This window comes from Streptococcus sp. 3.1, from assembly GCF_016648915.1.
Taxonomy (GTDB): Bacteria; Bacillota; Bacilli; order Lactobacillales; family Streptococcaceae; genus Streptococcus; species Streptococcus salivarius_E.
On the sequence record NZ_JACLQV010000001.1, the window covers coordinates 209,571 to 234,085 of the forward strand.

Annotated in this window: 20 protein-coding genes, 3 tRNA genes and 1 other annotated feature (1 of these 24 only partly in view); of the genes, 19 read left to right on the top strand and 4 right to left on the bottom strand. The window is 37.7% G+C overall.

The window, feature by feature from the left end; genetic code table 11:
- Positions 1 to 188: a binding site (T-box leader), on the bottom strand (it extends 52 nt beyond the left edge of the window).
- Between the two features lie 144 nt (positions 189 to 332).
- The 3 genes from H7U02_RS01175 (at position 333) to H7U02_RS01185 (ending at position 5,538) form a co-directional block, all read left to right on the top strand.
- The gene (locus tag H7U02_RS01175) at positions 333 to 1,205 is read left to right on the top strand and encodes a YitT family protein (protein ID WP_037599377.1); all 873 of its coding nucleotides are present in this window, start codon (positions 333 to 335) and stop codon (positions 1,203 to 1,205) included.
- Between the two features lie 66 nt (positions 1,206 to 1,271).
- Entirely contained in the window at positions 1,272 to 2,894 is a 1,623-nt protein-coding gene (locus H7U02_RS01180; protein ID WP_037602413.1) for an ABC-F family ATP-binding cassette domain-containing protein, read from the top strand.
- 49 nt (positions 2,895 to 2,943) lie between these two features.
- The gene (locus tag H7U02_RS01185; protein ID WP_107372429.1) at positions 2,944 to 5,538 is read left to right on the top strand and encodes a YfhO family protein; all 2,595 of its coding nucleotides are present in this window, start codon (positions 2,944 to 2,946) and stop codon (positions 5,536 to 5,538) included.
- Positions 5,539 to 5,634: 96 nt separating this feature from the next.
- Here the strand turns inward: H7U02_RS01185 and H7U02_RS01190 are convergent.
- Positions 5,635 to 5,708, bottom strand: a tRNA-Asn gene (locus H7U02_RS01190).
- Positions 5,709 to 5,730: 22 nt separating this feature from the next.
- Positions 5,731 to 5,802: transfer RNA gene (locus tag H7U02_RS01195), tRNA-Glu, on the bottom strand.
- Between the two features lie 186 nt (positions 5,803 to 5,988).
- Here H7U02_RS01195 and H7U02_RS01200 point away from each other — a divergent pair.
- A tRNA-Arg gene (locus H7U02_RS01200) sits at positions 5,989 to 6,062 on the top strand.
- 24 nt (positions 6,063 to 6,086) lie between these two features.
- On the opposite strand, the gene H7U02_RS01205 is transcribed toward H7U02_RS01200, so the two are convergent.
- A complete protein-coding gene (locus H7U02_RS01205; protein WP_002892206.1) occupies positions 6,087 to 6,770 on the bottom strand; it encodes a YoaK family protein in 684 nt (227 codons plus the stop codon).
- Positions 6,771 to 6,786: 16 nt separating this feature from the next.
- Positions 6,787 to 7,266, bottom strand: a complete 480-nt coding sequence (gene rlmH / locus H7U02_RS01210; RefSeq protein WP_107373293.1) for a 23S rRNA (pseudouridine(1915)-N(3))-methyltransferase RlmH — start codon at positions 7,264 to 7,266, stop codon at positions 6,787 to 6,789.
- Between the two features lie 205 nt (positions 7,267 to 7,471).
- Here rlmH and H7U02_RS01215 point away from each other — a divergent pair, with 205 nt between their 5' ends.
- The 15 genes from H7U02_RS01215 (at position 7,472) to ftsH (ending at position 24,266) form a co-directional block, all read left to right on the top strand.
- Complete coding sequence (locus H7U02_RS01215; protein WP_002892211.1) at positions 7,472 to 8,707, top strand: S1C family serine protease; 1,236 nt, start codon at positions 7,472 to 7,474, stop codon at positions 8,705 to 8,707.
- A gap of 65 nt (positions 8,708 to 8,772) precedes the next feature.
- Entirely contained in the window at positions 8,773 to 9,540 is a 768-nt protein-coding gene (locus H7U02_RS01220) for a ParB/RepB/Spo0J family partition protein (RefSeq protein WP_037598566.1), read from the top strand.
- Between the two features lie 238 nt (positions 9,541 to 9,778).
- Positions 9,779 to 11,143, top strand: a complete 1,365-nt coding sequence (gene dnaA / locus H7U02_RS01225) for a chromosomal replication initiator protein DnaA (protein WP_037599382.1) — start codon at positions 9,779 to 9,781, stop codon at positions 11,141 to 11,143.
- Positions 11,144 to 11,298: 155 nt separating this feature from the next.
- Positions 11,299 to 12,435, top strand: coding sequence for a DNA polymerase III subunit beta (gene dnaN, locus H7U02_RS01230; RefSeq protein ID WP_110980770.1), 1,137 nt, complete (start codon positions 11,299 to 11,301; stop codon positions 12,433 to 12,435).
- A gap of 51 nt (positions 12,436 to 12,486) precedes the next feature.
- Complete coding sequence (locus tag H7U02_RS01235; protein WP_110980769.1) at positions 12,487 to 12,678, top strand: DUF951 domain-containing protein; 192 nt, start codon at positions 12,487 to 12,489, stop codon at positions 12,676 to 12,678.
- A gap of 209 nt (positions 12,679 to 12,887) precedes the next feature.
- Positions 12,888 to 14,003, top strand: a complete 1,116-nt coding sequence (gene ychF / locus H7U02_RS01240; RefSeq protein ID WP_073690163.1) for a redox-regulated ATPase YchF — start codon at positions 12,888 to 12,890, stop codon at positions 14,001 to 14,003.
- Positions 14,004 to 14,074: 71 nt separating this feature from the next.
- A complete protein-coding gene (gene pth / locus H7U02_RS01245) occupies positions 14,075 to 14,644 on the top strand; it encodes an aminoacyl-tRNA hydrolase (protein WP_037597255.1) in 570 nt (189 codons plus the stop codon).
- Entirely contained in the window at positions 14,637 to 18,143 is a 3,507-nt protein-coding gene (gene mfd / locus H7U02_RS01250) for a transcription-repair coupling factor (protein WP_201042633.1), read from the top strand. The genes pth and mfd overlap by 8 nt, the downstream gene beginning before the upstream one ends.
- A 184-nt stretch (positions 18,144 to 18,327) precedes the next feature.
- On the top strand, positions 18,328 to 18,603 hold the full coding sequence (locus H7U02_RS01255) for an RNA-binding S4 domain-containing protein (protein ID WP_002883975.1): 276 nt from the start codon (positions 18,328 to 18,330) through the stop codon (positions 18,601 to 18,603).
- Positions 18,587 to 18,958, top strand: a complete 372-nt coding sequence (locus tag H7U02_RS01260) for an FtsB family cell division protein (protein ID WP_037597264.1) — start codon at positions 18,587 to 18,589, stop codon at positions 18,956 to 18,958. Before H7U02_RS01255 ends, H7U02_RS01260 begins: the two co-directional genes overlap by 17 nt.
- A complete protein-coding gene (locus tag H7U02_RS01265; protein WP_002883955.1) occupies positions 18,958 to 19,089 on the top strand; it encodes an SP_0009 family protein in 132 nt (43 codons plus the stop codon). The genes H7U02_RS01260 and H7U02_RS01265 overlap by 1 nt, the downstream gene beginning before the upstream one ends.
- Positions 19,086 to 20,378: a serine hydrolase gene (locus H7U02_RS01270; protein ID WP_073690161.1), complete on the top strand. Its 1,293-nt coding sequence runs from the start codon at positions 19,086 to 19,088 to the stop codon at positions 20,376 to 20,378. The genes H7U02_RS01265 and H7U02_RS01270 overlap by 4 nt, the downstream gene beginning before the upstream one ends.
- A complete protein-coding gene (gene tilS, locus H7U02_RS01275) occupies positions 20,378 to 21,643 on the top strand; it encodes a tRNA lysidine(34) synthetase TilS (RefSeq protein WP_073690160.1) in 1,266 nt (421 codons plus the stop codon). Before H7U02_RS01270 ends, tilS begins: the two co-directional genes overlap by 1 nt.
- An 81-nt stretch (positions 21,644 to 21,724) precedes the next feature.
- Positions 21,725 to 22,267, top strand: coding sequence for a hypoxanthine phosphoribosyltransferase (hpt, locus tag H7U02_RS01280; protein WP_002883962.1), 543 nt, complete (start codon positions 21,725 to 21,727; stop codon positions 22,265 to 22,267).
- Positions 22,268 to 22,286: 19 nt separating this feature from the next.
- Entirely contained in the window at positions 22,287 to 24,266 is a 1,980-nt protein-coding gene (ftsH, locus tag H7U02_RS01285) for an ATP-dependent zinc metalloprotease FtsH (RefSeq protein ID WP_002883966.1), read from the top strand.
- Positions 24,267 to 24,515: the final 249 nt, after the last annotated feature.

The following is a 24,515-nucleotide window of genomic DNA, read 5'->3' on the forward strand; positions in this document are numbered from 1 at the left end:
TTTCTGAAGCTATCATCTCAAACCTTCTCAACAAAGAAGTTGCACGATAAGGGGTGCCAAACCTAACGTTTATGTGTTCACGTTAACCGTCAATTCTCTTCAGCCCATTCATTCCACCTTCATACTGGTTTTCAGCAACCACCAGCTCTCTATAAAAAAGGAAAGAATTACTCTTCTGATGACTATTATTCTACATTGTTTTATCTATTCTTGTCAAGATTATGTTTCTAGTTTCACGTGAAACACAACCTTAGATACAACCAAAATAGTCAATACTTGACGGAAACTTAAAAAGACTTGATAATAAGAATATCATTTCTAGGAGATAATATATGAAACGTCGAATAATAGATATACTTTTAGTTACAATCGGTTCTTTTATAGCTTCGGTTGGCTATAACTCACTTTTAGTTAAGAATAATATTGCCTCGGGTGGTGTCGGAGGGCTAGCCATTAGTTTAAACGCCCTTTTTGGTTGGAACAATGCTAACTTCGTCTTAGCAACCACCATCCCTTTGTTAATTTTATGTTGGTGCTTTCTTGGTCGCGAAGTTCTCCTAAAAACCTTCTATGGATCTCTTATCTTCCCAACTTTTATTAAATTAACCGAGGGCTTACCTACACTCACCAAACAACCTTTGTTGGCTGCTATTTTTGGTGGGATTGTATTAGGGTTAGGACTAGGAATAGTCTTTTACGGAAATTCCTCAACTGGGGGAACTGGAATTATCACACAAATTCTCCACAAGTATACGCCACTCCCACTAGGAATGGTACTACTTATTGTTGATGGAATCATTGTCGCAATCAGTGCTATTGCCTTTCCACCTGATACTGTTATGTACTCCATTCTCTCACTTGGAGTTGTTTCTCTTACAATTGATAAAATGATGGTCGGACTCAATTCATCACGAAATCTTCTAATCATTTCGCAAAATAGTGAACAAATCCTAAACTACATCACTAGAGTGGCTGATCGAGGAGCAACAAAAATTCCAGTTCTTGGTGGACATACTGGACATGCACAAAATATGATTATGACTACCTTGTCAACTCATGAGGTTCCGAAAGTTCAAGAAGAAATCCAAAAAATAGATGAAACCGCCTTTATCGTCATTGTTCCTGCTTCTACAGTTATGGGACGTGGATTTAGCCTCCAAAAAGATTACCAAAAAGTTCCAAATGACTTTATTAATCCCTTATAAAATCGATTGAAATAAAGTCTAATTTCTCGTAAAATAGTAGTTAAGAATAAAAATAAAGGATATTATATGCTTACTGTATCGGATGTATCGCTTCGTTTTAGCGATCGTAAACTTTTTGATGATGTTAATATTGCCTTCACGCCAGGTAATACTTACGGTCTTATCGGTGCCAATGGTGCTGGTAAATCTACTTTTTTGAAAATTTTAGCTGGTGATATCGAACCAACAACAGGACATATCTCTCTTGGTCCTGATGAGCGTCTTTCTGTTCTTCGTCAGAACCACTTTGACTATGAAGATGAACGCGTCATTGATGTTGTTATCATGGGGAATGAACGCCTCTACGATATTATGAAAGAAAAAGATGCCATCTACATGAAGGAAGATTTTTCAGATGAAGATGGTGTCCGTGCTGCTGAATTAGAAGGTCTATTTGCTGAATTAGGTGGTTGGGAAGCTGAAAGTGAAGCCTCACAATTACTTCAGAACCTAAATATCTCAGAAGACCTTCACTATCAAAACATGAGTGAATTGGCTAATGGTGACAAGGTGAAGGTGCTCCTTGCAAAAGCGCTTTTTGGTAAACCTGATGTACTTCTTCTTGACGAACCTACCAACGGTCTTGATATCCAGTCAATCTCTTGGCTTGAAGATTTCTTGATTGATTTTGAAAATACGGTCATTGTCGTATCCCATGACCGTCATTTCTTGAATAAGGTATGTACGCATATGGCCGACCTTGACTTTGGTAAAATCAAACTCTATGTCGGTAACTATGACTTCTGGAAACAATCTTCAGAATTGGCTGCACGCTTGCAGGCTGACCGTAATGCAAAAGCAGAAGAAAAAATCAAAGAACTTCAAGAATTCGTTGCACGTTTCTCTGCCAACGCTTCAAAATCTAAACAAGCGACTTCTCGTAAGAAAATGCTTGATAAAATTGAACTAGAAGAAATCGTCCCATCAAGTCGTAAATACCCATTCATCAATTTTAAAGCAGAGCGTGAAATCGGTAATGACCTTCTAACAGTTGAAAATCTCACTGTTAAGATGGATGGTGAGACTATTCTTGATAACATTAGTTTCATCTTGCGACCAGGAGATAAGACTGCCATCATCGGTCAAAACGATATTCAAACAACTGCATTGATTCGTGCTCTTGCCGATGATATTGACTACGAAGGTACAATCAAATGGGGTGTTACTACTAGCCGCTCTTACCTTCCAAAAGATAATTCTAAAGACTTTGCATCCGGTGAATCAATTCTCGAATGGCTCCGTCAATTTGCCGAAAAAGGTGAAGATGATGATACCTTCTTGCGTGGATTCCTTGGACGTATGCTCTTCTCAGGAGATGAGGTTAATAAATCTGTTAGTGTTCTCTCAGGGGGAGAAAAGGTACGTGTCATGCTTTCTAAGCTCATGCTTTTGAAATCTAACGTCCTTCTTCTAGATGATCCTACTAATCACTTGGATTTGGAATCAATCTCAAGTCTGAATGATGGTGTCCGTGACTTCAAAGAGTCTGTTATCTTTGCCAGTCATGACCATGAATTTATCCAAACAATAGCGAACCACATCGTAGTCGTTTCTAAAAATGGGGTTATTGACCGTATTGATGAAACTTATGATGAATTCCTTGAAAATGAAGAAGTGCAAGCTAAAGTCAAAGCACTATGGGCTGATTAAACTATAAAAAGATGCAGGTTGGGATATCCCAACCTGTCTTAGTATCATTATGACAAATAAAAAATACCATACGACTTTATTATTTTATCTGGCTGCCTTTTTCTTGCCAGTACTAATCATGATAGGTGTGCTGTATAGCCAAAAAATCTATCCTGGTAGTGAGCGGACTATTTTAACAAGTGATGGTTTTCATCAGTATGTGATTTTTGCAACTGGACTTAGGAATATACTTCATGGAGATGGAAGCCTCTTTTACACCTTTACAAGTGGGCTAGGTCTTAATTTCTATGCTCTAACAAGCTATTACTTAGGTTCCTTCTTGTCTCCACTTTACTATTTCTTTACTGTCAACCAAATGGCCGATGCTTTTTATTATATAACACTGCTTAAGTTTGGTCTTATTGGGCTCTCAGGAGCTTTTAGCTTTAAGCGTCTCTTTACAAAAGTGTCAAGAAGTTTCATCCTATGTCTTTCTACAGGATTTGCTTTGATGAGCTTTGCTACCAGTCAGTTAGAAATTAACACCTGGCTAGATGCCTTTATTCTAGCACCTCTAATCATATTAGGTTTACACCTCTTACTAAGATTCAATAGACGGGGCTTATACTTTTTTAGTCTAACCTGCCTTTTTATCCAAAACTACTATTTTGGATATATGATGGCGATTTTCCTAACCCTTTACACCATAGTACAATTGATAACTATCAAGGGGTGGAAGAGTAAGATTCTTCATTTCATAGACTTTGGAATTGTTTCTATACTTGCTGGTTTAAGTAGTGCTGTCATGTTACTGCCTACACTACTTGACTTGACCACACATGGTGAAAAGTTTACAGGGGCGTCAAGTTTGTTGACAGATTCCACCTATTATTTTGACTTCTTTGCGAAAAATCTCGTTGGAGTTTACGATACTACTAAATTTGGATCAATACCTATGATCTATGTGGGAATCTTACCTTTGATTCTTTTTCTACTTTTATTTATTAGTAGGGAAGTCAAGCTATCATTACGTATAGGTTATCTCCTATTAGTAGCTTTCTTTATCGCTAGCTTCTACTTACAGCCTCTTGATTTGTTTTGGCAAGGAATGCATGCACCCAACATGTTTCTCCATCGCTATTCTTGGCTCCTATCTCTCCTAATTGTTCTTTTGGCAGGAGAAACACTCAACCGAATTAAAAACTTTTCTTTTAAAAGACTCCTCCTATCTTTCTTAGGATTGAGTACCGCTTACTTACTAACTTGGATTTTCCAATCTCACTATAGCTTCATTGAATCAGTCTCCTGGCTATTAAGCCTAGCATTTCTTCTAGCCTATGCCATTCTATTTATTAGCTATTTTAGACAGCAAATTCCTGGGAGTGTTTTTCGCTGTTTCACCTTCTTATTCTGCATTTTTGAGCTTGCATTAAGTACTTACTATGTTGTTGGAGCTCTGGGAAATGAGTGGGTATTCCCAACTCGTGAAGGCTACCTACGAAATATGTCTGCCATTACAAAACTAGTTTCAGATACTAAGCAAGCGAATAAGACTTTTTACCGTACTGAAAGGTTAGAGGCTCAAACTGGTAACGACAGTATGAAATTTAACTATAATGGTATTTCTCAGTTTTCATCCATTCGAAATACTGCTTCAAGCTCAACACTCGATAGGTTAGGCTTCAAATCTGAAGGGACTAATTTAAACCTACGTTACCAAAATAACACCATTATCGCTGATAGTCTCTTCGGAATAAAATATAATTTATCGAACTTTGACCTTAATAAGTATGGTTTTAATCACGTAACTTCTGAGAAAACAATGGGACTTTATCAAAATAATAATGCAAGCCAGCTTGCTATCTTAACTGATAGCATTTACAATAATATTGACTTCACTGTCAATACGCTTGACAATCAAACTAGCTTGCTGAATACTCTCTCTGGACTTAACTTAACCTATTTTAAACGAGCTCCATCTCAACTGTTTGATAAGGATGCTAGATCTTTGAATCAGCGCGTGGCTAAAAACGTTAGCAACTCGAATAAAGATTTTGTAACAATCACCTATCAAGTTATTGCTCCACCACATAGTCAACTCTATGTTAGTATTCCTAATATTTCTTGGTCTGATGACAATAACCACACTCTGTCAATTACTGTAAACGGTGTGACAAAGAATCAAGTTACTGACAATACCTTTGATTTCTTTGACCTTGGCTACTTTGAAACAGAATCAATGGTTACCATCAAACTTAGTTTCCCTGGCAATAAAGCAATATCCTTTGATAATCCTAGTTTTTATGCCCTTGATACTCAAAACTATCAGATAGCTATGAATACTATTAATGAACGTGATAGCAAGGTTACTACGTCAAAAAATAAAGTGTTCGTTGATTATAGCAGTAAAACGAATGCGTCACTATTCTTTACCATTCCATATGATAAGGGATGGACAGCGACCATAAATCATAAAAAAGTTAAGATTCAACGAGCTCAAAAGGGGTTCATGAAAGTCGATGTCCCTAGTGGAAAAGGAAAAGTTGTTCTAACCTTTATTCCCTATGGACTTAAGACAGGTTCATTGATTAGTCTATTGGCAAGTATCATATTTTGTTGCTACGCTTACTTCATCAGAAAAACAACTATTATTCAAAAAAGCTGATTATCTTAAATTAAATAGGTCTGGAACAAGTGTTCCAGACCTATTTAACTTTGGGTACAAAAAAACTCAAGCTATACAACTTGAGGTGTCTTATCACTCCGCCAGTAGGACTCGAACCTACGACATCATGATTAACAGTCATGCGCTACTACCAACTGAGCTATGGCGGATAAAACTGCTAAGTAGCAAAAATAGTCCGTACGGGATTCGAACCCGTGTTACCGCCGTGAAAAGGCGGTGTCTTAACCCCTTGACCAACGGACCAAGTTCTGAGATTTTTATCTCGTTAATACTCTTATTATTATATCAGAGTATTCGATTTTGTCTATACTTTTTTTCAAAAAAAATATTAAATTTTGCTAAATTTATTCGAATTTTACCTTAGTTTTTATCTTGCTTTTACAAAGTATTGACATGTTGCTATATATTTTGTAAACTAATAGAGTTATTGGTCCCATAGCTCAGCTGGATAGAGCATTCGCCTTCTAAGCGAACGGTCGCAGGTTCGAATCCTGCTGGGATCAGATAAAAAACGCAATCTAGAATTTCTAGTTGCGTTTTTCTTTTGCCTCGATAAATAAGAAATAATTTAAAACAAACAAGGGAAGCAAAGTCGTATATAGGCTGTATTCATGTAAATATTGAGCAAACCAAGTTGAGGCTGCGACTCCTACCATGAATGTAAAGATGATAATAGTTGTATAAGAAGCTTGTTTAAGCGCTTTGGCATCACCCTCGTCAATAGCCCTAGCAATGGTTAAAGAAGTATTAGTAATATTACCAGTCATCATAAAGGAAGCATAATTTACACCTCTGACTCGCTTAAAAATACCTACTTGAAGAGAGGCGAAGAATGCCAAGCCTGCAATCGTAATAGTAGAATCAACGTATGGTGTAATAATTGCAAGAATAGTCATCAAGAGAAGGGCAAGTCTAATCGCTTGCAAATGCCATCCCCACTTATGGTTAATGAGCCACTTCTTAACAAAAAAAACAAAAAACTGACCTAAAACAAAGAAAAAGATAGGTATTACATAGCTAAAAGCTCTTGCAATATGCCCCTCAACAAGGTGAATGACCAAATAGAGGAGATTGCCTGTCTGGATACTTGCAAATCGACCGTCTTGAGTATTGTAAGTATAGGCATCAATGAAGCCTCCTATATAACTAACTAGAGTTGCTACTCGTAATCCTTCAAAAACACGATAGGAGCGTTTTTTCATTCTGAACATGTCTGTTTCCTTTTTTCTACTTATGATAAGGACTTCCCTGCTGAATCATGAATGCACGATAAATTTGTTCTACTAATACAAGGCGCATAAGCTGATGAGGGAATGTTAAGAGACCAAAACTCATCAATCGATTAGCTCTCTTTTTTACTGTTGGAGAGAGTCCCAAACTGCCCCCTATAATAAAAGTAATATCTGAATAGCCTCTAAGGGTCACTTGCTCTAACTCTTTAGCAAATTGTTCCGAGGGAAATTGTTTTCCTTCAATAGCTAAGGCAATGACATAATCACGATCACCTACTTTAGCCAAGATACGCTGTCCTTCTTTGTCTAGGATAGCTTTATTTTCAGCTTCACTTGCATTATCTGGCGTCTTTTCATCCGTTAATTCTATAGATTCAAATTTTGTGAAGCGTCCTAGTCGTTTGACAAACTCCGCAATGCCATCTTTCAAATATTTTTCTTTCAGTTTTCCAACGGTAATCAATTTAACTTTCATAGGCTTATTATAGCACATATCCACAATCTTTTAACACCTTATCCACACCTTTTTCGTGTCAAGCATCTATAGTTATCCTTATAAAATCGCTTTTTATCTACACTTTTTGAAACTTATCCACAGACTGTTGATAACTGTTTTTTAAAATCACTTTATGATATAATTAAGCTTACTTTGATATGTTTATCAAAAAGGAGGACTAAACGTGAAAAAATTTAACTGGAAAAAAATAGTAGCGCCAATTGCAATGCTTGTTATTGGCTTACTAGGTGGTCTACTAGGTGCCTTTATCCTATTAACAGCAGCAGGGGTATCTTTTACCAATACAACAGATACAGGTGTTAAAACAGCTAAGACCGTATACAACAATACAACAGATACAACTAAGGCCGTTAAGAAAGTACAAAATGCCGTTGTTTCTGTCATCAATTACCAAGAAGGCTCATCTTCAGATTCCCTAAATGAACTTTATGGTCGTATTTTTGGTGGAGATGATAGTTCTGATTCTAGCCAAGACAAATCAAAAGATTCTGATGGATTGCAAGTCGCTGGTGAAGGTTCCGGTGTTATCTATAAAAAAGATGGGAAAGAGGCCTACATCGTAACCAACAACCACGTTGTTGATGGTGCTAAAAAACTTGAAATCATGCTTTCAGATGGATCAAAAATTACTGGTGAACTCGTTGGTAAAGATACTTACTCTGACCTAGCAGTTGTCAAAGTTTCTTCAGATAAAATAAAAACCGTCGCAGAATTTGCAGATTCAAACTCCCTCACAGTTGGTGAAAAGGCAATTGCTATCGGTAGCCCACTTGGTACCGAATACGCCAACTCAGTAACAGAGGGAATCGTATCTAGCCTTAGCCGTACCGTAACTATGCAAAACGACAATGGTGAAACTGTCTCAACAAATGCTATCCAAACAGATGCTGCCATTAACCCTGGTAACTCTGGTGGTGCCTTAGTCAATATTGAAGGACAAGTTATTGGTATTAACTCAAGTAAGATTTCATCAACGTCAGCAGTCGCTGGTAGTGCCGTTGAAGGTATGGGATTCGCCATTCCATCAAACGATGTTGTCGAAATCATTAATCAATTGGAAAAAGACGGTAAAGTTACACGCCCAGCCCTAGGAATCTCAATGGCCGATCTTAATAGCCTTTCTAGCAGTGCAACTTCTAAATTAGATTTACCAGATGAAGTTAAATCTGGAGTTGTTGTCGGTAGCGTTCAAAAAGGTATGCCAGCTGACGGTAAACTTCAAGAAAATGATGTTATTACTGAAATTGACGGTAAGGAAATCAGCTCAAAAACTGATATTCAAACCAATCTTTACAGCCATAGTATCGGAGATACAATCAAGGTAACCTTCTATCGTGGTAAAGAGAAGAAAACTGAAGAACTTAAATTAACAAAATCTACAGAAGACTTATCTGACTAAGTCATTGACAAATCTGTCAAAAGACCTTTACAATAATGTAAAGGTCTTTTTTGGAAAGGAATAACATGCAAGAACAACTCAAAGCTTTACCTATTAGTGAAATCTACCCAAATCCTTTTCAACCTCGTATAGAATTCTCTGATGAAGAATTAGCAGAACTGAGCCAATCAATCGCTGAAAATGGACTGATACAGCCAATCATTGTCCGAAAATCGGACATTATTGGTTATGAACTAATTGCTGGGGAAAGACGTTTACGTGCATGTAAACGTCTGGGAATGACAGAAATCCCTGCAGTCGTAAAGGAAGTCTCAGATCAAGAGAGTCGTAAACAAGCTATTATTGAAAATTTACAACGCTCGAATCTCAATCCTATTGAAGAAGCAAAGGCCTATCGTAGTTTAATTAATGAGTTAGCTTACAGTCACGAGGAACTGGCAAAAGCTATGGGGAAATCCAGGCCCTATATCAGTAACGCTCTCAGACTCCTCCAACTTCCCAAAGAGATACAGACAAGTATCGAAAATGGCAAACTGAGTCAAGGACATGCTAGAGCGCTTTTATCTGTTGAGGATACCCAAAAGCAATTAACTATCTATCATCAGGTGCTTACTGAAAAATGGTCCGTTCGTACTCTGGAAAAAAGACTTCAAGAACTTCCTAAAAAACAAAAATCAAAAAAAGATATTCACATAAAAGATAAAGAAAAAGAACTAGAAAAATCACTTGGTCTCCCCGTTACTCTTCGTTATCACAAAAATCACTCTGGAACTATTCAGATCCACTTTTCGACGGAAGAAGATTTTAACAGAATTATCAACAAGCTAATTTGACCTGTGAATTGATGAGAAAAGAGAAACAAACTTATCCACATCATAAAAATGTTGCCCTCCCTTTATTTTAGAGGGTTTCTTTTTTTATTCACAACTTGTGGATAACTCTTGTGCACAATGTGAATTGTCTTTTTTTAGCTGTGGATAACTCGAGAAACTTTTATCTTCTGACCTGTGGAAAACTTTTTTGTTTTATGATAGAATCAGAGAACAAGAATAAAGAAGGAGAATTGATGGAATGACCGAAAAAGAGCATTTTTTTTGGAATAAGCTCTTAGAGCTAGCCAAAGAGGAACTAACACAAGCCACTTTTGATTATTATGTCCTAGACACCAAGCTCATCAAAGTTCAAAATAACGTTGCTACAATTCTGCTTGAAGAAGTCAAAAAGCTATTCTGGGAAAAGAATATGCAATCTTTCATTTTGATGGCTGGTTTTGAAGCCTATAATAGTGAAATAAAAGTTGAGTACGTCTTTGACGAAGCGCTCATAAACGAGGCAAATTCAACTGTAGCAAATAATGACTTTGGTAATAAAAAGGAACAGCAGACCCCTGCTCTTCCTACATTGGACTCAGACTTAAATAGTAAGTATACCTTTGATAATTTTATCCAAGGGGATGAAAATCGTTGGTCAGTTGCTGCATCTTTAGCTGTAGCTGACTCACCAGGAGCTACTTATAACCCTCTATTTATTTACGGAGGACCTGGTCTCGGGAAAACTCACTTGCTCAATGCCATTGGAAACAAGGTCTTACATGATAATCCTCAAGCACGCATTAAATACATCACTGCAGAGAATTTTATTAATGAATTTGTTGTACATATCCGTTTAGATAAAATGGACGAACTAAAACTTAAATATCGTCATCTGGACGTTCTCTTAATTGACGATATTCAATCATTGGCTAAAAAATCAACGCAAGCCACTCAAGAGGAATTCTTCAATACTTTCAATGTCCTTCACAATAATAACAAACAAATTGTCCTGACCAGCGACCGTAATCCAGATCAATTGAACGAGATGGAAGAGCGTCTTGTCACGCGCTTTAAATGGGGGTTAACCGTCAATATCACACCACCTGACTTTGAAACGCGAGTGGCCATTCTTACTAATAAGATTATGGACTATGATTATCATTTTCCTCCTGAAACAATTGAGTATTTAGCTGGCCAATTTGATTCAAATGTCCGTGACTTGGAGGGGGCATTAAAAGATATTAGCTTAGTTGCCAATGTTCGCCAGTTAGATACTATCACAGTTGAGGTAGCTGCTGAAGCTATTCGCGCACGTAAAATGGATGGTCCTAAGTTAACTCTTATTCCAATTGAGGATATCCAAACTGAGGTAGGGAAATTTTATAATGTCACTGTAAAAGAAATTAAGGCAACTAAACGAACACAAAATATTGTCTTGGCACGTCAGGTAGCCATGTATCTTGCGCGTGAAATGACTGATAACTCCCTTCCAAAAATTGGAAAAGAATTTGGCGGAAGAGACCACTCAACTGTCTTACATGCATACAATAAAATCAAAAATATGATTGCCCAAGATGACAGTTTACGCATTGAAATTGATACCATCAAAAACAAGATAAAATGACACTTGTGGAAAACTATTAAAAATCATTCAAACTTTTCCACAGGCTGTGCACAAGTTCAAAGCCTTGATAAAACTATGTTTTGTAGACTTATGCACAGTGTCCACAAGACCTACTACTACTACTAAAATAATACTAATAAAAATAAAGGAGCATCATGATTCAATTTGCGATTAATAAAGCTTATTTCTTACAAGCACTTCATACGACTCGCCGTGCTATTTCTTCTAAAAATGCTATCCCAATTCTATCGACGATTAAAATCGAAGTTAACAGTGATGGTATCTATTTAACAGGATCAAACGGGCAAATCTCAATTGAAAATAGTATTTCAGTTTCGGAAGAAAATGCAGGTCTATTAATTACACAGCCAGGTAGTATTCTTTTGGAAGCAAACTTTTTCATTAATGTTGTCTCAAGCTTGCCTGATGTTACCCTTACTTTTGAAGAAATCGAACAATACCAAGTTTTACTAAAGAGTGGTAAATCAGAGATTACTTTAAAAGGGAAAGATGTTGAACAATATCCCCGTATTCAGGAAGTTGATAGCTTGACACCATTACTCATGGACACAAAAGTGTTAAAATCTATCATTGCTGAAACTTCATTCGCAGCAAGCACACAAGAAAGTCGTCCAATTTTAACCGGAGTTCACTTTGTTCTTTCAAATCATAAAGATCTCAAAGCTGTAGCAACTGACTCTCACCGAATGAGCCAACGTCAACTTGTTTTGGAGCATTCTGCAGATAACTTTGATGTCGTAATCCCAAGTCGCTCACTTAAAGAATTGTCGGCAGTTTTTAGCGATGATATTGAAAACTTAGAGGTCTTCTTCTCAGCAAATCAAATTCTATTCCGTAGTGAAACAATTTCTTTCTATACACGTTTACTTGAAGGAAATTATCCAGACACTAATCGTCTCTTGTCCGATTCATTTGAAACAGAAGTTGTTTTTGAGACAGCTAGCCTTCGTTCTGCTATGGAACGTTCATATTTGATTTCTAATGCTAGTCAAAGTGGTACCGTTAAACTCGAAATCATTAATGGTAGTGTCAGTGCCCATGTTAATTCGCCAGAAGTCGGAAAGGTGAATGAGGATATTGACGTGCAAGATGTTTCAGGTAGTGATTTGGTCATTAGTTTCAATCCAACCTACCTAATAGATGCTTTGAAAGCTCTTAAGAGTGAGACTGTCCGTGTACGTTTCATTTCACCAGTACGTCCATTTACATTGACGCCAGCAGATGACAGTGAGAATTTTATTCAATTGATTACACCTGTAAGAACAAACTAAAATCGAAAAAGTTATCCACTGTGGATAACTTTTTTACTAGAAAGGGAGTTTATGTACCAAATTGGAAGTTTAGTTGAAATGAAAAAACCACATGCTTGTACTATCAAAGCAACAGGAAAAAAAGCTAATGAATGGGAAGTAATCCGTCTTGGAGCTGACATTAAGATTCGTTGTACGAATTGTAATCATGTGGTCATGATGAGTCGTCATGATTTCGAGAAGAAACTTAAGAAGGTTTTATAACAGATGTTGGAGAGACTATATAACGAGAGTTTTATGTTAAGAAAATTAGTTCACTAGCAATATAAAGACTTTCTAAAGTCCCTAATCATCTTCTTTATAGCATTCTTTGCCTTGCTTTCCTTTTTATGATTCTCAAAGGGAAGTTGCCTATTTTTAACAATTTTTGTGTTATAATTAACTGAATTACTTTTTTATGGAGAAATAAATTAATGGCTTTAACAGCAGGTATCGTCGGTTTGCCAAACGTTGGTAAATCAACTCTTTTCAATGCAATTACAAAAGCGGGTGCGGAAGCTGCTAACTATCCTTTCGCGACAATTGATCCAAACGTCGGTATGGTTGAGGTACCAGATGAGCGTTTGACCAAACTGACTGAACTTATTACCCCTAAAAAGACAGTTCCAACTACATTTGAGTTCACAGATATTGCGGGTATCGTAAAAGGAGCATCAAAGGGTGAAGGTCTTGGAAATAAGTTCTTGGCGAACATTCGTGAAGTAGATGCGATTGTCCATGTGGTTCGTGCTTTCGATGATGAAAACGTTATGCGTGAACAAGGGCGTGAGGATGCCTTTGTAGATCCGGTGGCTGATATTGATACAATCAATCTAGAATTGATTTTGGCTGACCTTGAATCAATTAACAAACGTTATGCGCGTGTCGAAAAAATTGCGCGTACACAAAAAGATAAAGATTCTGTAGCAGAGTTTAATATTCTTCAAAAGATTAAACCCGTTCTAGAAGATGGTAAGTCTGCACGTACGATTGATTTTACTGAGGAAGAGCAAAAAATTGTTAAGGGACTCTTCCTCTTGACAACAAAACCAGTGCTTTACGTGGCTAACGTTGATGAAGATCAGGTCGCAAATCCTGATGATATTGATTATGTGAAGCAAATTCGTGAGTTTGCAGCGACTGAAAATGCAGAAGTAGTTGTTATCTCGGCACGTGTTGAGGAAGAAATTTCTGAATTGGATGATGAAGACAAAGAAATGTTCTTGGAAGACCTTGGTTTGACAGAATCAGGAGTTGATAAACTGACACGCGCAGCCTATCACTTGCTTGGTCTTGGAACTTACTTTACTGCTGGTGAGAAAGAAGTACGTGCTTGGACCTTTAAACGCGGTATCAAGGCACCACAGGCAGCCGGAATTATCCACTCTGACTTCGAGAAAGGCTTTATCCGTGCCGTAACCATGTCTTACGATGATCTCATTAAATATGGTTCTGAGAAAGCTGTTAAGGAAGCTGGTCGCCTTCGTGAAGAAGGAAAAGAATACGTTGTCCAAGATGGCGACATCATGGAATTCCGTTTCAACGTTTAGAAAATAAAAATAGTGCACAAGGCTGAAAAGTATTTTTCAGTCCTTTTGCTGTTTATCAAAGAGGAGAAATAATGACAAAATTAGTAGTTGGCTTGGGAAATCCTGGTTCAAAATACCATGAGACACGTCACAATGTTGGTTTTATGGCTATTGACCTAATGGCTAAGGAACTGGGATTAACTTTTTCTGAAGAAAGGACCTTTAAGGCTGAAGTGGCTTCGACCTTTTTAAACGGTGAGAAGGTTTATTTTGTGAAACCAACAACCTTTATGAATCTATCAGGTCTAGCTGTTAGAGCATTACTAGCTTATTACAATATTCCCATGGAGGATTTTATCGTCATTTACGATGACTTAGATATGGAAGTTGGGAAATTGCGCTTTCGTCAAAAAGGTTCAGCGGGTGGTCATAATGGTATTAAATCTATCATTGCTGAAACTGGCACTCAAGAATTTGACCGTATAAAAATTGGTATTGGCCGCCCACAGAAAGGAATGACGGTCGTTAATCATGTCCTTGGAAAATTTAGTGAAGATGACTATGCCACAATTTTACTGACTTTAGACAAGGTAGAGACAGCCCTCAATCATTATCTGAAAACCAATGATTTCGAAGATACTATGAGGCGTTATAATGGCTAATACTCTATTAGATCTTTTTGAGAAGAATCATCAATTGCTTGAGTGGCGTGATAAAGTAACCCTATTGAGTAGGCAGTTGGTCATGGGATTTTCTGGTTCCAGCAAGGCAGTTGTCATGGCATACGCTCTTTCTGAGCAGGTTCCTAAGATTTTAATAGTTACTTCAACACAAAATGAAGCTGAGCAACTGATAGGAGATTTGTCAGCTATCTTAGGAGAGGATAAGGTTTATTCTTTTTTTGCAGATGATGTAGTAGCTGCAGAGTTTATCTTCTCTTCACCAGAAAAGACCCATTCTCGTCTTGAAAGTCTTAATTTTTTAATGGATAAAGAGGCCAGTGGGGTTTTGGTCATGAGTTTAGTTGGTACTAAGTTACATTTGCCTAACCCTAAGGTTTATAAAGACTCTCGCATTGACTTAACACTAGGGGAGGAACATGATTTAGAGGCTCTCAGTAAGCATCTGACTCATATTGGATACCAAAGAGTGGAGCAAGTTCTCTCACCTGGTGAGTTTAGTCGGAGGGGCGATATTTTAGATATTTATGAAATGACTTCAGAGCTCCCCTACCGTTTAGAATTTTTTGGAGACGAGATTGATGGCATTCGTCAGTTTGATAGCGATAGTCAGAAATCTTTAGACAATTTAGAGCATGTTATCGTATCACCAGCAGATGATATTATCTTAACAAGAGAGGATTACCAACGTGCTGAGAAGGCCCTAGAAAGTGCGGTCTCAAAGGCAGAAGGTCCTCATAAGGCTTACCTTGAGGAAGTTCTGTCGGTTACGATTGATGGATACCGTCATAAAGATTTACGTAAGTTTTTGTCTCTCTTTTATGATAAGGCTTATACCTTATTTGACTACCTTCCCAAAGGAACTCCTGTATTCATTGATGATTTTCAAAAGATAGTGGACCGCCATGGACGTCTTGAATTGGAGGTGGCTAATCTTTTAACTGAGGATCTTCACCAAGGCAAGTCTCTGAGTCATCTAAATTACTTAGTGGATTCATTTAAGACTTTACGTAACTATCAGCCAGCTAGTTTCTTTTCGAATTTTCATAAGGGCTTGGGAAATCTTAAATTTGATAAGTTGTATCAATTTACGCAATACCCAATGCAGGAGTTCTTTAACCAGTTTCCACTTCTAGTTGATGAAATACATCGCTATACCAAGAATAAGGCTACAGTTATTTTACAAGTGGGGTCTGAAAAGCAACTCAAATCTTTGAAGGAAACCTTGGAAGAATATGATTTAGATTTACCACTTAGTAGTTTTGGAGATTTGATTCCTTATAAGCCTCAATTAGTTATAGGAAACTTATCCAATGGTTTTTACTTTGCTGATGAAAAGCTTGTTCTGGTCACTGAACGTGAGATTTTCCATAAAAAAGTAAAACGTCGTGCGCGTGCCAGTCACGTTTCCAATGCTGAGCGTCTAAAAGATTACAATGAGCTTGAAAAAGGTGATTATGTTGTACACCAGACTCATGGTATCGGACAATTTAAAGGTATTGAGACTATTGAGATTAAAGGGGTGCATCGTGACTACTTGACCATCCAATATCAGGATGCTGCAACAATTTCTCTACCTGTTGAGCAGATTGAGAGTCTCTCTAAGTATGTGTCAGCGGACGGGAAAGAGCCTAAAATTAATAAACTCAATGATGGGCGTTTCCAAAAGACTAAACAAAAAGTAAGTAAGCAAGTAGAGGATATTGCTGATGACCTCCTAAAACTCTATGCCGAACGCAGTCAACTTAAAGGTTTTGCATTTTCACCAGATGATGATAATCAAAGGGATTTCGAAGATGATTTCGCCTATGCTGAGACAGAGGATCAATTGCGTTCTAGCAAGGAAATTAAGGCAGATATGGAGTCAGACAAACCCATGGATCGTCTCTTGGTTGGTGATGTTGGTTTTGGTAAGACAGAGGTAGCTATGCGTGCCGCCTTCAAGGCAGTCAATGATGGAAAGCAAGTTGCTATCCTAGTTCCTACAACGGTTCTTGCCCATCAGCACTATTTGAATTTTAAAGAGCGTTTTGAAAATCATGCCGTTGAAGTAGATGAACTCAGTCGTTTTAGAAGTAAAAAAGAGCAGAATGAGACTATTGAAAATCTAGCTAAAGGGCGTATTGATATTATTATTGGTACTCACCGCCTACTGTCTAAAGATGTTAAGTTTTCTGACTTAGGCTTGCTAGTAATTGATGAAGAACAACGTTTTGGCGTGAAGCATAAAGAGAAACTTAAGGAGTTGAAAGCTAAGGTTGATGTCCTTACTCTAACTGCGACACCTATTCCTCGTACGCTTCATATGTCTATGCTAGGTATTCGTGATTTGTCGATTATTGAGACAGCCCCTACCAACCGTTATCCAGTTCAAACTTATGTTATGGAAACTAATCCTGGTCTTATTCGAGAAGCGATATTAAGAGAGATGGACCGAGGTGGTCAGATTTTTTATGTTTATAATCGTGTTGAAACCATTGATCAAAAAGTTTCTGAATTACATGAGCTAGTCCCTGAAGCACGTATCGGATTTGTTCATGGTCAGATGAGTGAGGTTATGTTGGAGAATACCCTCTTGGATTTCTTGAATGGTGATTACGATGTATTGGTAGCAACGACCATTATCGAGACAGGGATTGATATCTCCAACGTTAATACTCTCTTCATTGAGAATGCAGATCATATGGGCTTATCTACCCTTTATCAGTTGAGAGGTCGTGTGGGACGTAGTAATCGAATTGCTTACGCCTATCTCATGTATCGTCCTGACAAAGTGTTGACGGAAGTCTCTGAGAAGCGATTGGATGCTATTAAGGGCTTTACAGAACTGGGATCAGGTTTCAAAATAGCCATGCGTGATTTATCAATTCGTGGTGCGGGGAACATTCTTGGTGCTTCTCAAAGTGGTTTCATCGACTCAGTCGGGTTCGAGATGTACTCGCAACTCTTGGAAGAGGCTATCAATAAACGTCAAGGTAAAACTCAAGTTCGACGTAAAGGAAATGCAGAGTTCAATCTTCAGATTGATGCTTACCTCCCTTCTGACTATATTTCTGACGAGCGCCAAAAAATTGAAATTTATAAGCGTATTCGAGAAATTGAGAATCAGAAAGATTATCAAGACCTTCAAGATGAGCTTATTGACCGCTTTGGAGAATATCCAGACCAAGTTGCCTATCTCATTGAGATTGGTCTGGTTAAGGCCTATTTGGATGCTGCCTTTGCAGAATTAGTTGAGCGTAAGAACGATACTATCACTGTTCGTTTCGAAAAAGCCTCTCTCAAATTCTTCTTGACTCAAGATTATTTCGAAGCCATCTCTAAAACGCATTTAAAAGCAAAAATCAGTGATAACCAGGGGAAAGTTGAGATTACTTTTGATGTTCGTAACAAGAAAGACTATGAAATTCTTGAAGAATTAAAGATTTTTGGACATACATTTATGGAAATCAAAGAACGTAAAGAAAAAAAAGAAGCTTAAGGAAAGTTTAAGTAAGTCTCTCTATACTATAAAACATCCTAAAACTTTTCTTTTTCATAAATCTCCTGAGAGGGTCGACTAGTGTCGATCCTCTTATTTTTGTATTGAAAAGGCTTTAGTCCCCTATTTTCTAAAAAAAATGCTATCATAGAAGAGATATCCTAACGAAAAGGAAACAGTAACATTGAGATTAGACAAATATTTAAAAGTATCACGAATTATCAAACGCCGTCCAGTTGCTAAAGAAGTGGCTGATAAAGGGCGTATAAAAGTAAATGGTGTACTCGCTAAGTCATCTACAGATTTAAAAATTGGTGACCAAGTGGAAGTTCGTTTTGGAAATAAACTCTTGACTGTCCGTGTTCTAGAAATGAAAGATAGTACGAAAAAAGAAGATGCGGCAAAAATGTACGAGATTATAAGTGAAACAAGGATTGAAGCAGATGAGCAAGAAGCCTAATATTGTACAGCTTACGAATGATTACATTGATAGTGCCAATCAAGAGCAACGATTAGAGCGTGCCGAACACGAACAAAGGAATCGCTTTATGGGGTGGATTCTCTTTGTGGTTGTTTTACTCTTTATCTTGCCAACCTACAATCTGGTTGAGACCTATATGAACATCAAACAGCAAGAGAAGGAAGTCTTGTCGCTTCAGAAAGACTATGATAAATTGTCAGATCAGACAAAGGAACGAAAGGATTTGGCTAAGAAACTTAAGGATGATGCTTTCGCCGAGAAATATGCGCGTGCTAAGTACTATTATTCACGTGAAGGAGAGTCTATCTATCCTGTACCAAGCTTATTACCCTAATGAAAGATTTACTTAAAACTGTAGAAACTTTTTTAACCTATTCAGAAGCCAAGTTAGAGGAACTATCAGAAAAAAATCAGCAACTTAAAACGGAATTACCGAGGAAAGAGGAGGTGAAGAAACAAGCATGAAAAAGCTCTTAATAGCTGCAACTGTTGTGCTTGTATCTTCTAGCCCTCTAGTCCTACTTCCTATGGAGAAGGAGCTAGCTCTGACCCCAAAACAGGTTCAAAAATTGACTCAAAATACTACAGCTAGCTTGAGTCAATTTAAACAGATTCCTAAAAATCCAAGAACGATAACAAATATCCTAACTTATAAGAACAAGGAATTAACCGAATTTAAAACCAGTATCCAAGCGGATACCAAACTATCGATTTCTACTATTTTTTGGAATGCAAAAGGTGAACCTGTTTTCCAACTTCAAGATGGTGATTATGTAGCCGCTAGTCAGAAATCAATTGTGGATGATAGTATCTATAATCAAAAACCAGTAGATATGACCTTCTGGACTAAAGATGGTTTAACGGTATACAAAGAACCTTACGTGTTAGGAACCGAAAAAGCTGACTCTAAACTCGCTAGTTTCAAACCTATTAAGGTTAGCCAAGCAGCTCAGACGCATGCAGGGACCTACTATTTGGTAGACGGAGAGGGGTGGATTAACGCTTCTGATTTGTCAACGACTGATAATCGCATCGAGTCTGTTCAAAAAGTCCTTAATGAGAAGTATAACAATCAAGAGCGCATTTCAGTTTATGTTAAACAGCTTGATACGAACCGAGTAGCTGCTATCAATGACGAAAAAAGCATGTATGCAGCTAGCGTAGCGAAGCTTGGTGTACTCTACTATGCACAGGAACGTCTGTCTCAAGAGAAATTAGCATTATTAGATGAGTATCAATATACCTCTGCTGTGAATGGTTTTCCAGGTGCTTATGATCCAGATGGTTCTGGAAAGATTAGTAAGATGCCTGATGATAAGAATTATAGCTTGGAAAATCTGTTAAAGGCTGTAGCCCAAAACTCAGATAATGTAGCGACAAATATATTAGGTTATTATGTAGCCAATCAGTATGATAAAGCCTTCCAAAAATCAGTAGATAAAGCCGCAGCGACCTCGTGGAATATGGATAAAAAGGAGTTGACTGCTAGAGCCGCAGGTACTTTGATGGAGGCTGTTTATAGACAAAATGGAGATATTATCAATTATCTTTCAAGCACGGACTATGATGGCGAACGTATTTCCAAAAACATTGATGTCCCTGTTGCACATAAAATAGGGGATGCCTACGACTTTAAACATGATGTCGCTATTGTTTATGCAGATTCTCCCTTTATTTTATCGATTTTTACGGATAAAGAAGGCTATGACAAAATCACCTCAATTGCAGATGATGTTTATGGAATTTTGAAATAATGACACAAAAATTGTTGCAAATGATGCAAGCCAAGGGTTATTTTAACCGGCACAAGAAAATTTTAGTAGCAGTATCAGGTGGAGCAGACTCTATGAGTTTGCTGCACTTTTTGTATAACCATCAAAAAGATTTGGATATTCAGTTGGGGATTGCTCACGTTAATCATAAACAACGACAAGAGTCGGAGCATGAAGAAGCGTATTTACATCATTGGGCAGAGGAACACAAGGTCCCTTTTCACTATAGTGCATTCTCAGGAAAGTTTTCAGAAAATGCTGCCCGTACCTTTCGCTATGAGTTTTTTAAGCAGGTCATGAAAGATTATGATTACTCTGCTCTTGTAACAGCCCATCATGCAGATGATCAGGCAGAGACAATTTTTATGAGACTGTTGAGAGGAAGTCGTTTAAGACACCTGACAGGAATTTCAGCTATCAGACCATTTGGCACTGGTCAGATTATTCGTCCCTTTTTGCATCTTACGAAAGCTCAGCTTCCCGTAACTTTCCATTTTGAAGATAGGAGTAATACTTCACTAGCCTACCTTCGGAATCGCATCAGACTGTCCTATCTTCCTACTTTATCTCAGGAAAATCCTAAAATTAAGGAGCACCTTTGTCTTTTAGCCGAGGAGATTGGTCTTATGGAGCAAGCTCTAGGAGAGTTAACAAAGGATATTAGTACCACTGATTTATCTGTTTTTCAGCAACAGTCAGATGCTGTCCAGCTTTTTCTTCTTCAGAATTATTTAGACTCCTTTCCTGATTTACAGCTTTCTAAAGGCCAATTTAATCAATTGATAAGTTATCTAAGGAAAAACGCTTCAGGAAAGATGCCCCTAAAAAATGGTTATGAACTAGTAAAAACACAGACATATTTCTTGATAAGGAAAGAAGCGTCTATTTCTTTATCGCCTCCTTGTCTCTTAGAATTTGGAAAATCTGTTGAGTTTGAGGATTATACCTTGACTTTTTCAGAATTCAATGATGTTTCTAACACAGATGCTATTAGTATTTGGTCAGATGCCCCAATAGTGATTCGTCATAGAAAAGAAGGCGATAAGATTGACCTTGGTAGTCACCATAAAAAATTAAGACGACTGTTTATAGACAATAAGATTTTAGAGAAGGATCGTCAAAAAGCCATTGTAGGAGAACAAGATGGTCATATTATTTTTCTTTATGTTGCTGGGCGTCTCTATTTGAAAAAAAAACCTGAAAATGCTATACTTTATGGCACTGTAGTCATTTATAAGAATTTCTAATCAAATACCATGTTCAAATAACGATGATTGAAGTAAAAGTGGTATAATAACAGAATATTGACTTCGAGAAAGGGAACCCAAATGTTAGAAAAAGACATAAAAAAAGTCCTCTTTTCCCAAGAGGATATCGTAGCTAAAACTAAAGAACTAGGACAACAACTGACAGAGGATTATGCGGGGAAAAATCCTCTTCTAGTCTGTGTTTTGAAAGGTGCTGTTCCATTTATGGCAGAACTTATCAAACATATTGATACCCATATTGAGATGGACTTTATGGTCGTTTCAAGTTATGGTGGCGGAACTGTCAGCAGTGGTGAAGTAAAGATTCTTAAAGATGTTGACACTAATGTTGAAGGACGAGACATCATCTTTATTGAAGATATCATTGATACAGGTCGTACGCTCCTTTATCTTCGAGATATGTTCAAGTACCGTAAAGCCAATTCAGTCAAAATCGCAACTCTTTTTGATAAACCAGAGGGTCGTGTTGTTGATATTGAGGCAGATTACGTATGTTATGATGTCCCTAATGAATTTATCGTTGGTTTCGGACTAGACTATGATGAAAAATACCGTAACCTCCCTTATGTCGGTGTCCTAAAAGAAGAAATTTATACAAAATAAGTAAAGGTCTAATTAATTTATGAATAATAAAAATAATAATGGCTTCTTACGGAATGCTTTTCTCTACATCATAGTTATTATTGCGGTTGTAACCGGAGTACAATACTTTGCAGGAGGAAGCCAAAGCCCAAGTCAACAATTGTCTTACACACAGTTGGTTAAGAAAATTGAAGATGGTAAGGTAAAATCTATCACTTATCAGCCAGACGGTAGTATCATTGAAGTTAAAGGTAGCTACAAAAAGGCTGAAAAGGTTGATACTGACCTTAGTCTACCATTTTTAGGTAGTGCATCATCAGAGACACGTAGCTTTACATCGACTGTGCTGCAGAATGAAACAACCATGCAGAAATTGCAATCAGCATCAGAAGCAGCTGATGTTAATGTTAAAATGATACGTGAAAGTTCAAGTGGTGCTTGGATTTCATATCTTTTTAGTTACCTACCTTTGATTGGGATTGCTATTTTCTTCCTTTTCATGATGAATCAAGGCGGTAACCGCGGTGCAATGAATTTTGGCCGCAACCGTGCTAAGACTCAATCAAAAGAGAATATTAAAGTTCGTTTCACAGATGTGGCTGGTGCTGAAGAAGAAAAAGAAGAACTTGTAGAAGTCGTAGATTTCCTCAAAAATCCACGTAAATATAAAGCACTTGGTGCACGTATCCCTAAGGGTGTTCTCCTTGAAGGCCCTCCAGGGACAGGTAAAACTCTGCTTGCTAAAGCTGTTGCTGGTGAAGCAGATGTTCCTTTCTTTAGTATCTCAGGTTCTGATTTCGTAGAGATGTTTGTCGGTGTCGGAGCAAGTCGTGTTCGTAGTCTTTTTGAAGACGCAAAAAAGGCCGAACGTGCTATTATCTTTATTGATGAAATCGATGCGGTTGGCCGTCGTCGTGGTACTGGAATGGGCGGCGGTAACGACGAACGTGAACAAACCCTTAACCAACTGTTGATAGAAATGGATGGTTTTGATGGAAATGAGAATATCATTGTCATTGCTGCAACCAACCGTAGTGATGTTCTTGATCCAGCCCTCCTACGTCCAGGCCGTTTTGACCGTAAAGTTCTTGTTGGTCGCCCAGATGTAAAAGGCCGAGAGGCTATCTTGAAAGTCCATGCCAAGAATAAACCATTGGCTGAAGATGTTGACCTTAAAGTTGTTGCTCAACAAACTCCAGGTTTTGTTGGAGCAGACTTGGAGAATGTCTTGAATGAAGCAGCTCTAGTTGCTGCACGACGTAGTAAGACTAGAATTGATGCTAGTGATATCGACGAAGCAGAGGATCGTGTTATTGCTGGACCATCTAAGAAAGACCGCCAAGTTTCAGAACACGAACGTAAAGTTGTGGCTTACCATGAAGCGGGTCATACAATTGTTGGTTTAACACTTTCTAGCGCTCGTGATGTTCACAAGGTTACTATTGTTCCACGAGGTCGCGCAGGTGGTTATATGATTTCTCTACCAAAAGAGGATCAGATGTTGTCATCTAAAGATGAGCTAAAAGAACAATTGGCAGGTCTTATGGGTGGACGTGTTGCAGAAGAAATTATTTTCAACGTTCAAACATCAGGTGCTTCAAATGACTTTGAGCAAGCGACACAGTTGGCACGTGCAATGGTTACTGAATATGGTATGAGCGAAAAACTTGGACCAGTCCAATATGAAGGTAATCATGCGATGAATCCAGGACAATTCACTACAGATAAGTCTTACTCAGCTCATACAGCTCAACTTATTGACGAAGAAATTCGATCACTTTTAGTTGAGGCACATGACAAAGCAGCTGAAATTATCAATGCAAACCGAGAAACACATGCTCTCATTGCAGAAGCTTTACTTAAGTATGAAACACTCGATGCTGCACAAATCAAGTCAATTTATGAGACTGGTAAGATGCCGGAGGATTCTCTTGGAGACTCAGAAGAAGATAATCATGCCTTATCTTACGACGAAGTCAAAGAAAGAATTGAAAATAAAAATAAAGATGAAGAAGAGTAAGGAGTTCTACTCTTCTTTTTTTTAAGTAAAATCGAGAGAAAAAATACCATTAAAAAACATTATAAAAAAAGAAAATTAAAATCATTGCAAATTATTGACAAGATAAGTCAGAGATGATATTATAAATAAGCTGCTTCGGAAGGGGCGGCGAACACGAGAAGTAAAAAAACTTAAAAAAAGTGTTGACAAGCTATTCTAGATTTGCTAGAATATAGGAGTTGTCTTAAGAGAGACAAAGACCTTTGAAAA

What these genes read in the sequence shown, in the direction of transcription:
- H7U02_RS01175 (WP_037599377.1), top strand. Translation starts at nt 333, where the DNA reads ATGAAACGTCGAATAATAGATATACTTTTAGTTACAATCGGTTCTTTT.
- H7U02_RS01180 (WP_037602413.1), top strand. Translation starts at nt 1,272, where the DNA reads ATGCTTACTGTATCGGATGTATCGCTTCGTTTTAGCGATCGTAAACTT.
- H7U02_RS01185 (WP_107372429.1), top strand. Translation starts at nt 2,944, where the DNA reads ATGACAAATAAAAAATACCATACGACTTTATTATTTTATCTGGCTGCC.
- H7U02_RS01205 (WP_002892206.1), bottom strand. Translation starts at nt 6,770, where the DNA reads ATGTTCAGAATGAAAAAACGCTCCTATCGTGTTTTTGAAGGATTACGA.
- rlmH (WP_107373293.1), bottom strand. Translation starts at nt 7,266, where the DNA reads ATGAAAGTTAAATTGATTACCGTTGGAAAACTGAAAGAAAAATATTTG.
- H7U02_RS01220 (WP_037598566.1), top strand. Translation starts at nt 8,773, where the DNA reads ATGCAAGAACAACTCAAAGCTTTACCTATTAGTGAAATCTACCCAAAT.
- dnaA (WP_037599382.1), top strand. Translation starts at nt 9,779, where the DNA reads ATGACCGAAAAAGAGCATTTTTTTTGGAATAAGCTCTTAGAGCTAGCC.
- dnaN (WP_110980770.1), top strand. Translation starts at nt 11,299, where the DNA reads ATGATTCAATTTGCGATTAATAAAGCTTATTTCTTACAAGCACTTCAT.
- H7U02_RS01235 (WP_110980769.1), top strand. Translation starts at nt 12,487, where the DNA reads ATGTACCAAATTGGAAGTTTAGTTGAAATGAAAAAACCACATGCTTGT.
- ychF (WP_073690163.1), top strand. Translation starts at nt 12,888, where the DNA reads ATGGCTTTAACAGCAGGTATCGTCGGTTTGCCAAACGTTGGTAAATCA.
- pth (WP_037597255.1), top strand. Translation starts at nt 14,075, where the DNA reads ATGACAAAATTAGTAGTTGGCTTGGGAAATCCTGGTTCAAAATACCAT.
- mfd (WP_201042633.1), top strand. Translation starts at nt 14,637, where the DNA reads ATGGCTAATACTCTATTAGATCTTTTTGAGAAGAATCATCAATTGCTT.
- H7U02_RS01260 (WP_037597264.1), top strand. Translation starts at nt 18,587, where the DNA reads ATGAGCAAGAAGCCTAATATTGTACAGCTTACGAATGATTACATTGAT.
- H7U02_RS01265 (WP_002883955.1), top strand. Translation starts at nt 18,958, where the DNA reads ATGAAAGATTTACTTAAAACTGTAGAAACTTTTTTAACCTATTCAGAA.
- H7U02_RS01270 (WP_073690161.1), top strand. Translation starts at nt 19,086, where the DNA reads ATGAAAAAGCTCTTAATAGCTGCAACTGTTGTGCTTGTATCTTCTAGC.
- tilS (WP_073690160.1), top strand. Translation starts at nt 20,378, where the DNA reads ATGACACAAAAATTGTTGCAAATGATGCAAGCCAAGGGTTATTTTAAC.
- hpt (WP_002883962.1), top strand. Translation starts at nt 21,725, where the DNA reads ATGTTAGAAAAAGACATAAAAAAAGTCCTCTTTTCCCAAGAGGATATC.
- ftsH (WP_002883966.1), top strand. Translation starts at nt 22,287, where the DNA reads ATGAATAATAAAAATAATAATGGCTTCTTACGGAATGCTTTTCTCTAC.